Source organism: Rhizobium sp. SG741 (genome assembly GCF_012275435.1).
GTDB lineage: Bacteria > Pseudomonadota > Alphaproteobacteria > Rhizobiales > Rhizobiaceae > Rhizobium > Rhizobium lusitanum.
This window is the reverse complement of sequence record NZ_JAAZQP010000007.1, coordinates 64,657-81,027: the sequence shown is the minus strand read 5'-3', so window position 1 is coordinate 81,027 and position 16,371 is coordinate 64,657. Positions and strand designations below refer to the sequence as shown.

The following is a 16,371-nucleotide window of genomic DNA, read 5'->3' as shown; positions in this document are numbered from 1 at the left end:
GCGGTTTTCGTTTAAGCTGCGATCGGCTGCTTCAGTCTGCTGCCAACCGCTCGACCAGCCTGTCTATCTCACGATCGGAATAAACCTCGATGCCGGCCTGCTGCAACAGCGCAGCCGTAACGCCATGGCCCGGATGCCGCCCCCCGGAAAAGGAGCCGTCATAGATAAAGCCCGAGCCACATGAGGGGCTGCCGTCGATCAATAAAGCGTACCGACAGCCGGTTTCTCGCGCGAGCGCCAGCGCGTTCTCCGCGGCCTGCCGAAACCCTTCGGTTACGTCGCCGCCACTGATCTCCATCACGCGTGCGGTGCCGGCGAGCACATCCTCGCCTGCGGCGCTGTTTTCGATTTCGGCTGGCGGCCTGGGCACAGCCATACCGGCGGACATTTCCGGGCAGATCGTCACCAGCCGCCCCTCCTCGCGCCAGCGATCGATCGCCGGATGGATGAGCGGCTTGGAACGGCCGTCATAGCGGACGGCATGGCCCATGAGGCAGGCGCTGACGAGAATCTTTCCGGTCATCGCGCCCCCGGTTCTATCCCGCGATCTTCGAGAAATCAGCGACTGTGCCGGTTGCCTCGCGGATCAGGCGCAGCAGCGCCAGACGGTTGGCGCGGATGGCGGCGTCTTCATCGTTGACGAGCACGTCTTCGAAGAAGCGATCGACGGGCGCGCGCAGCTTGGAAAGCGCGGCCATAGCCGAACGGAAATCTTCCTTGGCGATCGCATCGGAGGCCTCGGCCGAGGCTGCCTTAACGGCCGCAAAGAGATCCTTTTCGGCATCGAGCTTCAGCAGGGCTTCCGAAACGCTGTCGGCGACAACCGTGCCCTTCTTCTCTTCGGCGGCCAGAAGCTGGGTGGCGCGTTTGGTGCCGGCGAGCAGGTTCTTGCCATCCTCGGAGGTAATGAAGGCCGTCAACGCCTCGACGCGACGGGCGATCATCAGCAGATCGTCGGTCTCCGGCGTCAGCACGGCGTCGATCAGGTCGTAGCGTGCGCCGAGATCGCGCAGATAGACCTTGAGGCGATCATGGAAGAAGGCCAGCAGATCAGCATCGTTGGTCGTTGCCAGCAGTGGCAGACGCACGCCTCGCTCCAGCAGGATCCGGACGACGCCGAGAGCGGCGCGGCGCAGCGCGTAGGGATCTTTCGAACCCGTCGGCTTTTCGTCAATCGCCCAGAAGCCGACGAGCGTATCCAGCTTGTCGGCAAGCGCGACCGTGATCGCGACCTTGTCCTCGGGGACGCGGTCAGAGGGGCCTTGCGGCTTATAGTGATCCTCGATGGCGGCGGCTACCGAGGCGTCCTCGCCCTGCAGCACCGCATATTTGCGGCCCATGAGGCCCTGAAGCTCGGGGAATTCGCCGACGGCTTCCGTGCGGAGATCAGCCTTGGCCAGGACCACGGCGCGATCGACCAAAGCCGGATCGGCCCCGGTGATCTTGGCGAGTTCAGCTGCAAGCATGCGGATGCGGGCGACACGCTCGCCCTGGCTGCCCAGCTTGGCATGGAAGGTGACATCAAGCGCATCGAGCTTGGCCATGCGCTGATCGAGCGGCTTCGTCAGGTCGAGGCCGAACTTGGCGGCTGAAGCTTCCAGCGTTTCGAGATCCGGCAGGTCGCCCTGGTCGCGCTTCCAGAAATGCAGCGCGTCGGACAGGCGGGCACGCACGACCTTGCCGTTACCGTGGATGATTTCCTTGCCGCCATCCGTCGCCTGGATGTTGGAAACGAGAATGAAGCGGTTGGACAGCGTCTCGCCCGCCTGCGGGCGCGTAACGAAACACTTCTGGTTGGTCTTGATGGTGAGACGGATGATCTCAGACGGGATCGACAGATAGTCTTCCTCGAAGGAGCCCATCAGCACCTGGGGCCACTCGACCAGGCCGGACACTTCTTCCAGCAAGCCCTCGTCCTCGACCAGGTCCAGGCCGTTGGCAAAGGCGATGTCGCGGGCATCATGCAGGATGATATCCTTGCGGCGCTCGGCATCGAGGATGACGCTGGCCTTCTCCAGGCTCGCCACATAGTCGTCGAAGCGCTTGACGGTGATCGCATCAGGCGCATGGAAGCGATGGCCATAGGTCACGTTAGAGGCGACGATGCCGTCGATCTCGAAGGGGATGGCGGCGGTCTCTTCGTGTTCCGTGCCGAACATGCAGACGATCGACTGCAGCGGGCGCACCCAGCGCAGCGAGCCGGGCTTAGCCGAGGCCTTGCCCCAGCGCATGGATTTCGGCCATGGGAAGTTTCTGACGATATCAGGCATAACGGCGGCGACGATTTCTTCCGCTGCACGACCGGGCCTGGAAATGATCGCAACGTAGAAATCACCCTTCTTCGGGTCGCTCTGCACCTGTGCTTCTGAAATGGAAGACAGGCCTGCTCCGCGCAAAAAGCCTTCGATCGCCTTTTCATTGGCATCGGTGCGCGGACCCTTGCGCTCCTCGCGCACATCGGCGGAGCGCGCCGTCAGGCCGCGAATGTCGAGCGTGAGGCGCCGCGGCGTCCAATATTCCCTCGCACCCTCATAGGAAAGACCCGCTTCGACCAGGGCATCGGTCACCAGCTTCTTCAGATCGCCGGCAGCCTTGCGCTGCATACGGGCGGGAATTTCCTCGGAGCGAAGTTCGAGCAGGAGATCGGGCATGTCAAGGTTCCTCACCCTCCCCTTGAGAGAGAGGGTCGGCACGGTGTGCCGGAGTGGGGTGAAAACGGTCGGCCTCTGCTAGCAAAATTTGCCGCTGCTGCACAATGGCAAATATCGTATCCAGAACAGCCTCGATCTCATCCATGACCTCGGCATTCCAGAAGCGAACGACATGGTAGCCCTCATTTTCGAGATAGGACGTTCGTTCGGCGTCATAACGTCTTGCCGCTTCGTCTGCGTGCTGGCTGCCGTCGAGCTCGATAATCAAACCTATCTGATGACAGGTGAAATCAGCGAAATAACGCCTGATCGGAACCTGCCGCCGAAAATGCGTCCCTTCGATTGGAATGCGCCACAAATGCTTCCAAAGCTTGGCTTCCGCAGCCGTTGAACCAGCGCGCAAGCGCCGGCTATTGGCGATCTTGAAACGATCCAGCTTGGAGGGCTTTTTGGGCATCAAGGATCCACGTCTCTTACAATCGAAAATCGCGGCGTACACCCTCCCCTTGAGGGGGAAGGTCGGCCGAAGGCCGGGGTGGGGTGATCGCGACAACCTCCGCAGCTAGACAACGGTCACCCCCACCCGCCGCTGCGCGGCGACCTCCCCCCTCAAGGGGGAGGTGGACAACTACCAGCCCCCACCGCCTCCACCGCCTCCGCCGCCACCGGAGAAGCCGCCGCCCCCACCGCCTCCGCCGCCCGAAAAGGCAGAGGACGAGCTGGATACCGGGGCGGGGATGGTGGAAGCAATGGTGGAGGCCATTGACGAAGAGAAATCGCCGATGGTTCCGCCGATATTGCCGGGGTTGAAGTTGCCGGAATACCATACCGGCGCATAGGTCGCCGCCGCAGACGCGCCAGCCGCGGTGGCGAGCCAGGTCTCGAAAGCACTGGACCAGGGCTTTTCGACGCCGAGAGCGACGGCATAGGGCAGCAGCTTCTCGAAATGCTGCGGCGACATTTGCGGCGCGCCCTGCATGTTCATCCGGTCACGTTCTGCCAGCGTCAGATATTGCCGAAGACCGTCGATGCCATCCATCATCTTACGCCCGAGCGGCGTCGGTGCCCCCATCAGGAAATAGAAGACGACGTTGAGGGCGAAGATGCCGACGATGCCGGCCGTCAGTGGCAGCAAGCCCGCTTCCCACAGCGGCATGACTGCAGCCGCAAAACCGCTGACCGCGATGGATACGAAGACGAAGCCGAAGAAGGCGAAGATCAGGACAGACAGAATTCGCTGGCCGAGGCTGGCACTGTGACGGTGGAACCTGCGGCCGATGGAGCTAGCGAAGATCGTCACGAAAATCGACAGGAAACCGGGCACGATGATCAGCGGCAGGGCATTCTCATGCAGGCGACCGAAGATGATGATGGACGCCAGGATCAGGACCGACAGCACAACGCCGAGAATGATGTAGAACGCATTGGCCTTATAGTATTCATCGCGATGGTCGCGCTCGATGGCGCTGCGAAACTGCGAGCCGAGCTTCTGCACCGCCTGGCCGTTTTCCTTGTCGATGACAAGCGGGGAAAACGGCCCGACAGCCTGCATCAGCACCTTTTCGCCGCCGCCCAGATTGCTGCCGGCCGCCTTGCCGGTCGGGCGGATGACCACTTTCTCCTTCAGATCGTCGAGGATGACATAGCCGCGCACCGCAAGATCGATCGCCGTCGCCGACAGTGCCGTCCATCCCGAGCGGGTGAAGCCCTTGTTGTCGATATAGTTGACCAACGCTGGCGAAACACCGTCAGGCGGGTCCCAGCGTGGAACCATCACGCCCGGCGGCGGATCGCGCCCCACTCTGACCCAACTGCGCATGTAATAGATAAACAGCACGATCAGACCACCGATGGCGATACTGGTATCCAGATGATCTCGAAAAAACCAGCCCCATTGCTGGCTGGCGCTCGGCGGCGTGATCGTCCCTTTCGCAAGCTTGACGGCGATCGTCAAACCTTCGGCCATAGCGAGGGGTCGGGTCGTTGCAAAGGTGACGATATTGCCCTGTGCGCTCGCGCTTGCATTCTTCCCGTTGGCGCCGAGCGGCCCGGTGAAAAAGGCAAGCTGCTGAGGTTCCACACCGTCAGGCAATGTGACAGTCGCCTTGGCATTGATGATCGGGAACAGCCAGCCATTGCCTGTCACGTTCCAGTAAAGCTCTTCGTGATCGTCGAAATAACGGATCTGCCGGTCGGTATCATAGGTGATGCGGAACGTGTGCGGGCCTGGGTTCAGGAGTCGATCGGCGTTGCCGATATAGATGCGCTCACCGCCCCTGATGCGCTCGCTGCGCCAATCCTCCGGCTGCCCGTCGCGCTCGACGGAAACGACCTTGAAATCCACCTCGATCTCGCGGCCGTTGGCATCGGTCATTGTCAACGGAAAGTCCCGGAAGATGCCGCGTCGGATATCACGGCCTTCCGCATTCGCCGAGATCGTCTCGATAACCCGCATGGAACCATCGCGATGCAGGGCGATTGCCTGGTCGAAATTGGTGATGAGTTCTGCCGCCGTTACAGCCGTTGCGCAAAGCAGCAGGAGCAAAGCCAGGAGAAGCCCGGAAAGCCGCGTCATCACACCCCCAAGAGATACCGCGGCGCCCTCCCGGGCGCCGTCCAGCGTAAAACATAGTTTCCGCGCTCGGTTCCCTTTTGAAGCGAGGCGTCAGTCTTCGTAGGCGACACCCAGCGATGCCAGTACATCCCAATAGGCCGGGAAAGTCTTCGCAACGCAATCGGGATCGAGAATGGTGATGCCGCCGATCTTCAGGCCAGCGAGTGCAAAGCTCATGGCGATACGGTGATCGGCAAAACTGTCGATCTCGGCCGGCAGAACCTTGCCGGCAAGGCTCGGATCGGAAGCGACGATCAGATCGTCACCCTCCTCCGTACCGAGGTTCGGGACGATGCTCGACAGGCCGCTCGACAGCGCGCGGATACGATCGCACTCCTTGACGCGCAGGTTTTCGATGCCGACGAAGCGCACCGGCGTCTCGTTGAAGGCGGCGAGAACGGCAAGAGTCGGGATGGCATCCTGCATCTGCGAGCCGTCGATGACGGCCGGAAGATGCGGGAACTTCGAGATGAAATCATAGGCTCGCGCATCCGGTTGCGAGAATTCCGTTGCCGGCGTGCCGAGATCGATCTTGCCGCCGCTCAGCACTTCGGCCGCCCAGAGATAGGTTGCGGCCGAGGCGTCCGGCTCGATCAGGAAATCGGCGGCCCGGTAGCCTGTGGCCTCGACGCGCCACGCAACCGGGCTCACGCGCTCGACCTTGGCGCCGAAAGCGCGCATGGCCGCAACCGTCAGGTCGATATAGCCGAGGGCGCCGATATGCTCGCCGAGCAGCTCGACGTCGACCGGGCGATCGCCGCCGGCAGCCATCATCAGCAGCGCCGAGACATATTGGCTGGAAAGGCCGCCATCGATCTGCACGCGGCTTGCCGGGAAGCGACCGGTGCCGTTGATAGTCACGGGCGGGCAGCCGGTTTCAGCCGAAGCATCGATGCCGAGCGAGCGCAGCGCGTCGACCAGCGGGCCGATCGGCCGCTTGCGCATGTGGGCGTCACCATCCACCACGACCTTGCCGTCAACCAGTGCTGCGGCGGCGGTCAGGAAGCGTGTTGCCGTGCCGGCATTGCCGAGGAAAAGCGGCTCGGACGGCGCCGTCAATTTGCCGCTGCCTGTCACGATGAAGGTCGTGGCATCCGGCTCATCGATCGTCACGCCCATGGCGCGCAGCGCTTCGGCCATATAGCGGGTATCGTCGCTCTTCAGCGCGCCGGTCAGCCGGCTCGTGCCTTTGGCAAGGCCGGCGAGCAGCAGCGCGCGGTTGGTGATCGACTTCGATCCCGGCGGCATGGCGCGGCCGGTCAACGGCTTGCCAGGCGGGATAATCGTGAGTTTTGCTCTACCCATCATCATTCTCTTTGGTCAGTCAGGAAGGCGGCCGATAGCCGTCGGTCGGCTTCCTTTACCGCCTCGCATGAAAAACCGATAGCGGGAATCTCAGAACTTTACCGTGGGAACGGCGCGATCTGCTTCGTTTGATATCTCGAAATAGGCCTTCTTGACGAAGCCGAAGGGGCCGGCGATGAGATTGTTGGGAAAGGTCTCGACCTTGACGTTCAGATCGCGCGCGGCGCCGTTGTAATAGCGGCGCGACATCTGGATCTCGTTTTCCGTCGTCTCCAGCGACTGCTGCAACTCGACGAAGCCGGTATTGGCCTTCAGATCGGGATAGGCTTCGGAAACGGCCATCAGACGGCCAAGCGCCTGGCTGAGAATGCCCTCGGCAGCGGCACGGCCGGCAACGTCACCAGCGGGCACAGCCTGGGCCGCATTGCGGGCCTGTGTGACTTCCACGAGCGTCTTGTTCTCATGGCCGGCATAGCCTTTGACCGTCTCGACCAGATTGGGGATGAGATCGGCGCGGCGCTTCAACTGCACGTCGATGCCGGACCATGCCTCTTCCGCGACCTGGCGCGCGCGAACGAGCCCGTTGTAGATGAAGACGACATAGAGTGCTGCCAGCACTATGATCGCTAGAAGAATATACATCTCGACTCCCCGGGGCGACTGCAACCGCAGGGACACTAGGCAGATTTGCCGGCAATGTCACCCGGCTTTCGCCGCGGTATAAGCCCAAGATTGGGCCGCGGAGCAATGCCGCAGCCCGCAAAGTAGGCGAGCGCTACCACTTCCAGCCGTTCAGGCCGCCCGCTGATGCCAATTGGCGCCGCCGGCATCCGTCAGCAGGAAGGCCTCGCCGCAGGCCTTGGCCAGCGTGCGCACGCGCAGGATGTAGCTCTGACGCTCGGTCACCGAGATGACGCCACGGGCATCGAGCAGGTTGAAGACGTGGCTGGCCTTGATGCACTGGTCATAGGCCGGGAAAACGCATTTGTGCAGGCGCTGGTTATCGCTGTCGCCGGGCGCGCCGGCGGCCAGCAGCGCCTGGCATTCCTTCTCGGCATCGATGAAATGGCGATGCAGCATTTCGGTATTGGCATATTCGAAATTATGCCGCGAATATTCCTGCTCGGCCTGCAGGAAGATATCGCCGTAGCTGATCTTGTCTTCGCCCTCGAGGCCGTTGAAATTCAGATCGTAGACGCTGTCGACGCCTTGGACATACGTCGCAAGGCGCTCCAGGCCGTAGGTCAATTCGCCGGCAACCGGCGCGCATTCGATGCCGCAGACCTGCTGGAAATAGGTGAACTGCGACACTTCCATGCCGTCGCACCAGCACTCCCAGCCGAGACCCCATGCGCCGAGCGTCGGGCTCTCCCAGTCGTCCTCGACGAAGCGGATGTCATGCAGAAGCGGATCGAGGCCGATCGCTTTCAGCGAGCCGAGATAGAGCTCCTGCAGGTTCGGCGGATTGGGCTTCAGGATGACCTGATACTGATAATAATGCTGCAGACGGTTCGGGTTCTCGCCATAGCGGCCGTCGGACGGGCGGCGCGACGGCTGAACATAGGCTGCACGCCAGGGCTTCGGGCCCAGCGCGCGAAGCGTGGTCGCCGGATGGAACGTGCCGGCGCCGACCTCCATGTCGTAGGGCTGCAGAACCGCGCAACCCTTGTCGGCCCAATAATTGTGCAGCGTCAGAATCAGCGCCTGAAAGGAGCGCTTCGGGTTCATATGGTCGGGCACGTTGGCAGTCATGGGAATTGATTTCTTCCGCTAGCGAATGGTTTGGCGGACAGGTGCCACGACCGGGCGAAAGGGTCAAGACTTTGACGGGCAAACTGTCGCCTTGCCGTTGCGCGCGCCGCGGTGTCCGCGAATGCTACTCATCCTCCCGCTTGACGCGGTATTCCCCCGTCTTCGGATCCTTGACCAGGGTCCCGATTGCACCGGTACGCCGCTCCGTTTCGGCGCGACGGGACTTCTCGGCAAGCCTCTGGGCGTCGCGGACGAAGCGCCGATACAAAAACCACAGGCCGCCGACGGCGGCGACGAAGAAGATGATCTGGGGCATCACCCAGCGCTCCCGATTACAATCCGTACCGGCTCCACAATGCCTTTTCCTCTGCCACTTCCGCAAGCCCGGAAGCAAGGCCGGCACCGAGACCGTCGATACCAGACAGAGAAACGCCGGGGGCGCGACGGCCGAAAAGGCTGCGTGGCGTGGTGATCAGCGCGAGCTTGACCTTATCGCCGAAACGCTTCCGCAACTCCTGACGCATGTCGCCGAGACCGTCGATAAGGCCGAGTTCAAGGCCGCGGCCTCCCGTCCAGAAGAGGCCGGAAAACACAGTATCGTCCGTATCAAGCTTTCCCGCCCGCCGCTCACGCACCATGTCGATGAAGACCTTGTGGATCTCGAGCTGGAGGCTCTTCAGATAGTCGATGTCCTTTTCCTTTTCCGGCTGGAACGGATCGAGGATCACCTTGTTCTCGCCGGCGGTATAGACGCGGCGCTCGATGCCGATCTTCTTCAACAGCTCCGGAAAGCCGAAACCGCCGGAGACGACGCCGATCGAGCCGACGATGGAGGTGGCGTCGGCGATGATCTCGTCACCGGCGAGCGCGATCATATAGCCGCCGGAAGCCGCCACATCCTCGACGAAGACCAGAACCTTCTTTTTCTTCTCAAGAGCCAGATCGCGGATGCGATTATAGATCATCCGCGATTGCACTGGCGATCCACCCGGCGAGTTCACCGCAATGGCGACGGCCGGCGCGTCCTTCATATCGAAGGCCTTTTCCAATGCCTGCGCGACGCCAGCCAGATTCAGCGATTGCCGCAGCGGACCGCCGCCGGAGGAGATGACACCGCTCAACCGAACGACAGGTATGACCACCCTTTCCTTGCGAAACCGCTTCGGAAGCATGCGCCTGAAAAACCCAACCATTCGTCACCTTGAATCATGATGTTTGCTGCCCGTGATGTATGCATGGAAACGGCAAACGCAACATCGCCGATCGCATTTCATGCGCCGATTCACGCCGGCAACGCGTTATTTGCGCGGATAGGCGGCACGACCGTTGTTCATATCGTCGACGAAATCGGAGAATTTGTGCGTCCCTTCGCCGTGCATGATCAGCGGCGCGCGCAGCACCAGCCTCGCCCTCGATCCCTTGATCGCCGTCACCAGGATGCGCACCGCGTTTTCGCCCTCGCGCGGATGGATCGGCGTGATCTCGATGCCGCCGAAGCGGCGGCCGCAGGCGCCGATGATCTCGCCGATCGATTGCGGCCGAGCAATGAGCGACAGCTGGCCGCCGGGGATCATGATCGCGCCCGCCGTGCGTATCCACCGCTCGAACAGCCCCTCAGTCATGGCATGCGCTTCCGCCTTCAGCGCATCGGGCGTCAGCCGGTCGCTGGCGTCGTTGAAAGGTGGGTTCATGATGACGTGATGGAAGCTGTCGTCGATCAGCCCCGCCTCATTGCGGTCCTTGCCGGTCAGCGTCACATCGGCCTCGAGGACCGAGACACGGCCGGCGAAATGGGCATTTTCTGACAGCAACAGGCTCTTGCGGGCGAATTCGGCCATGTCGGGCGAGCGTTCGAACAGCACGACATCAGCCCGATCGAGCCGCGACGCCACCGCCATGCCGGCCGCACCCGCGCCGGCGCCGAGATCGGCCACCCTGATGGGGCGTTCGTCGGCGACGAGAGCTGCCAGCAGCATAGCATCCATACCGGAACGATGTCCCCTGCCCTTCGGCTGGACCACATGAAACGCCCCGCGATGGAAGGCGTCGATGGTTTCCGAGGGGCTATCGGTCATAGCGCACCTCAGGCACGCGCCGGACGCAACTCGTCGCCGAGGCCGGCGTCGACGAGGATACGCCGTGCCTGATCGGCGCGCTCCTCATCCACCAGAAAGCGCCGCGGCAGCATGCCGAGCGAGCCTTCGAGAATGCTCATGGCTTGATCCGCGACGAAGCAATGAATCCCGGCATCTTTCATCAGGCTCTCCGCAAAAGAGAGGAGGACCGGATCATTCGTGCGGATGAGTTCGTGCATAAGCCTTGAGTTTCCTGTCAAATTTACGCGACGAGACAATTCGCCTCTTGCCGCCTCTTTCGCCCCTTCTTATGGTGCTTTGCAGAAAATGAACAGGAGTCCGGATCGTTGGGCGTCGTGATACCGCTGGAAGAAAGCAAGAATAAACTGGCATCCATCAAGCCTTTGGTGGATCTGACCAAGGCGGACATGGAACGCGTCAATCAGCTCATCCTGTCGAAAGCCGGTTCCGATGTACAGATGATTCCCGAGGTTGCGGAGCATCTCATCTCGTCTGGCGGCAAGCGCTTGCGGCCGATGCTGACCATCGCCTCGGCGGCGCTCTATAACTACCAGGGCGACAATCACATCAAACTCGCCACATCCGTCGAGTTCCTGCATACGGCGACATTGCTGCACGACGACGTGGTCGATGAAAGCGACCTGCGCCGCGGCAAGTCCACCGCCCGCATGATCTGGGGCAACCAGGCGAGCGTCCTTGTCGGTGACTTTCTGCTCGGCCAGGCTTTCCGGATGATGGTCGAAGTCGGCTCGCTCGAGGCGCTCGACGTGCTCTCCTCGGCTGCCTGCGTCATCGCCGAAGGCGAAGTGCTGCAGCTCTCCGTCTCCAAGAACATGGAAACGACCGAGGACGATTATCTCTCGGTCATCCGCGCCAAGACCGCGGCGCTTTTCGCCGCCGCCGCCGAAGTCGGTCCGATTGTCGCCAATGCCGGCAAGGCTGAGCGCAATGCGCTGAAATCCTACGGCACCAATCTCGGCCTCGCCTTCCAGCTCGTCGACGACGCGCTCGATTACGGCGGCAAAGCCGCTGATCTCGGCAAGAATGTCGGCGACGATTTCCGTGAAGGCAAGATCACGCTTCCGGTGATCCTGGCCTATCGCCGCGGCACCGAAAAGGAACGTGCCTTCTGGCGCGACGCCATCGAAACGGGCAACAACAGCGACGAGAACCTTGAGAAGGCCCTGGGCCTGATCACGAAATATGGCGCACTTGCCGACACAATCGCCCGTGCCATTCATTATGGCACCATCGCCCGCGACGCCCTGGCGCCTTTGCCGGAAACGCCCTGGAAATCCGCACTTCTGGAAGTGATCGATTTCTGCATCGAACGCGTTAATTGATAGCGGCGGACCGAATTTCTTGCAGGGCCGCTTCAAAAAAGCCATCCTGTTGTGAATCAGTTGACACGAATGCTTTATGCCGCCGGCGACTTCGCTGGCCATCCCTTGATGAAAGGCTTTCTAATGCGGCAGAGACTTGCCATCCGTTTCCTCTCGGGCGTAGCCTTGGCGGCGATCCTTTCCGTGTCCGTGCTGAATGGCGCGCGTGCTGAGGACAAGCCGGCAGCGCCGGAGATCAACACCCCGGTCGCCTTCGATCCGGAAAATGTCGATACTTTTGCCGGGGCTTTCCTGGCCGCCCGCACAGCCGATGTCGACCACGACTACGACACCGCCATCGCGCTCTACAAAAAGGCGCTGATGATCGAGCCGGGCAATCCGGAAATCCGTCAGCGGTTGATGATTTCGCTGCTGCTCAACGGCAATCTTGAAGAAGGCGTGAAATACGCCAACGAGCTGAAGAACGATCCCTCCGTCGAGCGCGTCACGACGATCGTGCGCGGCATGGATGCCATCCGCCGCCATGAATACAGAAGCGCTCAGGATATCCTGAAGTATAACGGCCCGAACGATCTCGACCGGATGATGACCAACCTGCTCTCCGCCTGGGCCCGGGCTGGCTCCGGCCGCGGCAAGGAAGCGATCGCGATGATCGACAAGATGAAGGGCCCCGATTGGTTCAACATCTTCAAGAACTATCATGCCGGCGCCATCGCCCTGACGATAGGCGATTTGAAATCGGCACGCTCGCATCTCAACGACGCCGTCCTCGACAAGACGGGTGGCGCAACGGCACCCGACACCTTCATGCGCTCCGTCATGGCACTGGCACGCCTCGAGGCCAAGGCCGGCGACAAGCAGAAGGCTCTCGATGCAATTTCGGTCGGCGACAACCTCGTCAGCAATTACGCGCCGCTCAATGCGCTTCGCGACAGCATCAGCAAGGGTGATACGCCAGAGCAGCAGGTAACTGACGCGACGCAGGGCGCGGCGGCCGTGCTGTTCACCATCGGTGCCGCGCTCAACCGGGACGGCGCCGAAGATGTCGTTTCGCTTTATCTGCAGATCGCCAACTCGCTCGATTCGAAGGCCGCCGATACGCTGGTTCTTCTCGGCGGGCTTGCGGAAAAGCAGGAGCAGACCGATCGCGCCATCGCTTTCTACAGGAAGGTGCCGGACAATTCGCCGATGGCCCGCATCTCCGAGCTGCAACTCGGCCTTGCTCTGGCGCAGGCCGGCAAGGTTGACGATGCCCGCAAGCATCTGAAGGCGCTGATCGATTCCGACCCCAACGACGTCCGCAGCTATCTGGCCTATGGCAGCGTCCTTTCCGATGCCAAGGACTTCCAGGCCATGGCCGATAACTACGACAAGGCCGTGCAGATCATCGGCCCCGTGCCGAAGCGCAGCGACTGGGCCGTGTTCTTCCAGCGCGGCATCGCCTATGAGCGGCTGAAGAAGTGGGCCGATGCCGAGCCGAACTTCAAGAAGGCTCTGGAACTCAACCCGGATCAGCCGCAGGTGCTGAACTATCTCGGCTATTCCTGGGTCGACATGAACATGAACCTCGACCAGGGTCTGGACATGATCCGGAAGGCCGTCGACCTCAAGCCGGACGACGGCTACATCGTCGATTCGCTCGGCTGGGCCTATTTCCGCCTCAACCGCTTCGACGATGCAGTGAACGAGCTGGAACGCGCCGCACAGCTCAAGGCCGGCGATCCCACCATCAATGATCACCTGGGCGATGCCTATTGGCGCGTAAACCGCAAGCTCGAAGCCGTCTACCAGTGGAATCGGGCGTTGGCCTCGAAGCCGGAAGAAGCCGATATTCCGAAGATCAAGGAGAAGGTCGACAAGGGCTTGCCTGCGCTCGACACCGATCCGAAGACGGTCGACAAGACCAAGCAGCCCGATCCGGCACCGGCGCCCGCTCCCGATTCGAACGCGCCGGCTCCGGTCGATAAGAAGTCCTAAGACTTTTCATGAACGCGATCTTGGCAGCGGGCGATTTCGACCTCACGGAGGAAGCGCCCGCAAAGATCAATCTTGCGCTGCATGTGATGGGCCGCCGCGCCGACGGCTATCATCTGCTCGATATGCTGGTGAGCTTTGCCCGCCACGGCGACCGCCTTGCCTTTCGCACCAGCGAGCATGACGAATTCAGCCTTTCCGGGCGCTTTGCCCCTCTTCTCTCCGCCGATGCAGAAGCGAGAAACAACCTCGTTCTCAAGGCGCGAGATCTGCTGCGGCAGGTAGCAGACGCGGCGGGGATCGATGCGCCGCCCGTTTACATCCATCTCGAAAAGAACCTGCCGATCGCCTCGGGCATTGGTGGCGGCTCGGCGGATGCGGCCGCGACGCTACGCGGGCTGGCGCGGCTATGGGGCGCGGCACTGCCGGAAGAAACGACAAAGGCAATTGCGCTGAAGCTCGGGGCGGATGTGCCGATGTGCCTCGCGAGCCGGCCGTTGGTGGCGCGCGGCATCGGCGAGGCGATCGAACTCCTGCCGGACTTTCCGTCCTTTTCCATGGTTCTCGGCAATCCCCTTGTCGGCGTCTCGACACCGGAGGTATTCCGCCGGCTTTCCCGCAAGGACAATCCGCCGCTCCTGTTCCCGTCGCGGATGCCTCAGGGGCGCGACGAATGGATCGAGACGATCAGAAGCCTGCGCAACGACCTCGAGCCCCCGGCGCGAATGATTTGCGGCGAGATTTCAACGCTCGCCGGTTTGATCGGAAGCCAGCATGCCATTGTGACGCGCATGTCCGGCTCCGGGGCGACATGCTTCGGCATCTTCGATACCATCGAGCAGGCAGAGGCTGCGGCTGCCTTGCTTCACAGACAGAAGCCGGACTGGTATTTCCAGGCGACCGAGACGATTGCGGGAGAGGCATGATGGCAGGCCCAGGCACCGAAAGATCCTTCATTCCCGTCGGCATCGCCGTGCTGACCGTCTCCGATACGCGCACGCTGGCCGACGACAAGTCTGGCGATACGCTGGTCGCACGCATTGCCGAAGCCGGTCACAGGCTTGTCGGCCGCGCCATCGTTCCCGATGACAAGGAGCGCATTCGCGCCCAGGTGGAAGCCTGGACACTTGATGATGCGGTCGACGTCGTGATCACCACCGGCGGCACCGGCTTTACCGGCCGCGACGTCACGCCCGAGGCGCTGGAACCCTTGTTCGAAAAGCGGATGGACGGTTTTTCCGAGGTCTTCCATCGCATTTCCTACGACAAGATCGGCACGGCGACGATACAGTCGCGGGCAACCGGCGGCGTCGCCAATGCCACTTTCATCTTCGTGCTGCCGGGCTCTCCCGGCGCCTGCAAGGACGCCTGGGACGGCATATTGAAGGCGCAGCTCGACTACCGGCACATGCCTTGCAATTTCGTGGAGATCATGCCCCGCCTCGACGAGCATCTGAAGCGCGGCGGCGGTTCCAAATAGATCCTGCGTGTCCGCAAGGCCTCGCAGCCCGCTATGCCTTTGGCCCCGGCAGGGCAGGAATTGATTCCCAAGTATCACCGCTGAGAATGATGCAGCTCCGTCCGGAGACGTCGCTGATCATCAGCGTCCAGTTGCCGCTTTCGGCAGCGTAGATTTCAACGATGGTGTTGGGATCGAGCTTGCCGGCAGCCGACAGCTTTTCGGAAAGATGGTCGCCAAGGAACGCGATGATATCAACGCGCTTGGCGCAAGCCAGTGTCGCTTGGGAGGCGGCAACGCCGGGATAGAGAATTGCACTTGCAACGAAGGCCGTTGCCATAAGGCGGTAGAGCATCGTGCGTTTCATAACGCACCTCCTTTCGCCGAAATCTCGGCGGAAAAGGAGAGTTCCGCTGACCAGTTCCGCCGCATACCGGCATCTTCGTGGTCGGCCGCCCGACGCGATACGCGAAAGGTGCCGCCACAACAAAATTATGACAGCTATTCCCAGGTTTACAAATGGAATCTGGGACGATGAAAGCTCTATCGCGCCGCCCGCGCGACCCAGGATGGAATGAGCTCGCTTGAAAGCCTGCGGCTTTTCTGACCTTTGGCGAATTCCGCCAGCCGCATGCCGGTTCTGGCGACGGCGATGGCCTGTGGCTTGGAAAGCAGCAATCCCAGCTCCAGGGGCGGTGTGCCGCGGCCGATGCGCTGCAGGAAAGGCCGGCGATAACCACGCGATGCGGTAAAGCGTGCAGGCACCTTGTTCAATGAAACATATTCGGCGATCTCGTCGATCCAGCCGGCCTGCGGGCGCGCGCCGGGCTCGACCAGCAGCAGCCATTCGCCGCGCGCCGTGCGCAATATGTCCTTTATATCCCACTGCGAATAGAACCGGCAGCCGGCGGCATCCGCCACCCGTGAGGTGCCGTCCCGCGAGCCGTGATCGAGCACGACGACATCGCAAACCAGGCCCTCGATAGCGCCCGCCACCAATGCCGCCAATGTCTGCGCCAGCTCAGGTTCCTGATCCTGACATTCGATGATTACCGTCAACATTGCCCATTTATAGAGCGGCGCACAATTTATTGCCAGCGCATAACCCCTCAAACCCGAAGGTTTAGCGGGAGGGCTTATACACAGCCTCAAAGGTCGCGGCGGAGTGCAATTTCGT

General features: G+C 61.7%; 17 protein-coding genes. 4 read left to right on the top strand and 13 right to left on the bottom strand.

Annotation, left to right across the window (positions count from 1 at the left end):
* Window positions 1–31: 31 nt before the first annotated feature.
* The 11 genes from FHT29_RS18825 to FHT29_RS18775 form a co-directional block, all read right to left on the bottom strand.
* A complete protein-coding gene (locus FHT29_RS18825; protein WP_047560889.1) occupies window positions 32–523 on the bottom strand; it encodes a DUF523 domain-containing protein in 492 nt (163 codons plus the stop codon).
* Window positions 524–536: 13 nt separating this feature from the next.
* Window positions 537–2,651 carry a glycine--tRNA ligase subunit beta gene (gene glyS / locus FHT29_RS18820; protein WP_047560887.1) on the bottom strand — a complete coding sequence of 705 codons (2,115 nt, stop codon included), beginning with the start codon at window positions 2,649–2,651 and terminating at the stop codon, window positions 537–539.
* Between the two features lies 1 nt (window position 2,652).
* Window positions 2,653–3,108, bottom strand: coding sequence for a DUF559 domain-containing protein (locus FHT29_RS18815; protein ID WP_168600013.1), 456 nt, complete (start codon window positions 3,106–3,108; stop codon window positions 2,653–2,655).
* Between the two features lie 171 nt (window positions 3,109–3,279).
* Window positions 3,280–5,226 (bottom strand): DUF2207 domain-containing protein, encoded by a 1,947-nt coding sequence (locus FHT29_RS18810; RefSeq protein ID WP_168600012.1) that lies wholly within the window; start codon window positions 5,224–5,226, stop codon window positions 3,280–3,282.
* Window positions 5,227–5,316: 90 nt separating this feature from the next.
* Entirely contained in the window at window positions 5,317–6,573 is a 1,257-nt protein-coding gene (locus tag FHT29_RS18805) for a 3-phosphoshikimate 1-carboxyvinyltransferase (protein WP_047640436.1), read from the bottom strand.
* Window positions 6,574–6,660: 87 nt separating this feature from the next.
* Window positions 6,661–7,212, bottom strand: a complete 552-nt coding sequence (locus tag FHT29_RS18800) for a LemA family protein (protein WP_168600011.1) — start codon at window positions 7,210–7,212, stop codon at window positions 6,661–6,663.
* 150 nt (window positions 7,213–7,362) lie between these two features.
* Window positions 7,363–8,322, bottom strand: coding sequence for a glycine--tRNA ligase subunit alpha (locus FHT29_RS18795; protein ID WP_037198523.1), 960 nt, complete (start codon window positions 8,320–8,322; stop codon window positions 7,363–7,365).
* Between the two features lie 124 nt (window positions 8,323–8,446).
* On the bottom strand, window positions 8,447–8,638 hold the full coding sequence (locus FHT29_RS18790) for a membrane protein (RefSeq protein ID WP_034508388.1): 192 nt from the start codon (window positions 8,636–8,638) through the stop codon (window positions 8,447–8,449).
* A 16-nt stretch (window positions 8,639–8,654) separates the two neighbouring features.
* The gene (locus FHT29_RS18785; RefSeq protein WP_168600010.1) at window positions 8,655–9,515 is read right to left on the bottom strand and encodes a S49 family peptidase; all 861 of its coding nucleotides are present in this window, start codon (window positions 9,513–9,515) and stop codon (window positions 8,655–8,657) included.
* A 105-nt stretch (window positions 9,516–9,620) separates the two neighbouring features.
* On the bottom strand, window positions 9,621–10,397 hold the full coding sequence (locus FHT29_RS18780) for a methyltransferase (RefSeq protein WP_047640412.1): 777 nt from the start codon (window positions 10,395–10,397) through the stop codon (window positions 9,621–9,623).
* A gap of 8 nt (window positions 10,398–10,405) precedes the next feature.
* Window positions 10,406–10,636, bottom strand: a complete 231-nt coding sequence (locus FHT29_RS18775) for a DUF2007 domain-containing protein (RefSeq protein ID WP_037198519.1) — start codon at window positions 10,634–10,636, stop codon at window positions 10,406–10,408.
* A gap of 108 nt (window positions 10,637–10,744) precedes the next feature.
* Here FHT29_RS18775 and FHT29_RS18770 point away from each other — a divergent pair, with 108 nt between their 5' ends.
* The 4 genes from FHT29_RS18770 (at window position 10,745) to moaB (ending at window position 15,215) form a co-directional block, all read left to right on the top strand.
* Window positions 10,745–11,761 (top strand): polyprenyl synthetase family protein, encoded by a 1,017-nt coding sequence (locus FHT29_RS18770; protein ID WP_037198518.1) that lies wholly within the window; start codon window positions 10,745–10,747, stop codon window positions 11,759–11,761.
* Window positions 11,762–11,884: 123 nt separating this feature from the next.
* Window positions 11,885–13,738: a tetratricopeptide repeat protein gene (locus FHT29_RS18765; protein WP_168600009.1), complete on the top strand. Its 1,854-nt coding sequence runs from the start codon at window positions 11,885–11,887 to the stop codon at window positions 13,736–13,738.
* Between the two features lie 8 nt (window positions 13,739–13,746).
* The gene (locus tag FHT29_RS18760; RefSeq protein ID WP_168600008.1) at window positions 13,747–14,661 is read left to right on the top strand and encodes a 4-(cytidine 5'-diphospho)-2-C-methyl-D-erythritol kinase; all 915 of its coding nucleotides are present in this window, start codon (window positions 13,747–13,749) and stop codon (window positions 14,659–14,661) included.
* Window positions 14,661–15,215, top strand: a complete 555-nt coding sequence (moaB, locus tag FHT29_RS18755) for a molybdenum cofactor biosynthesis protein B (protein WP_168600007.1) — start codon at window positions 14,661–14,663, stop codon at window positions 15,213–15,215. The genes FHT29_RS18760 and moaB overlap by 1 nt, the downstream gene beginning before the upstream one ends.
* A gap of 31 nt (window positions 15,216–15,246) precedes the next feature.
* Here the strand turns inward: moaB and FHT29_RS18750 are convergent, their stop codons facing one another.
* Both FHT29_RS18750 and FHT29_RS18745 read right to left on the bottom strand, forming a co-directional pair.
* A complete protein-coding gene (locus FHT29_RS18750; RefSeq protein ID WP_047560876.1) occupies window positions 15,247–15,561 on the bottom strand; it encodes a hypothetical protein in 315 nt (104 codons plus the stop codon).
* A gap of 176 nt (window positions 15,562–15,737) precedes the next feature.
* A complete protein-coding gene (locus tag FHT29_RS18745) occupies window positions 15,738–16,256 on the bottom strand; it encodes a glycosyl transferase (protein WP_037198514.1) in 519 nt (172 codons plus the stop codon).
* Between the last annotated feature and the right edge of the window lie 115 nt (window positions 16,257–16,371).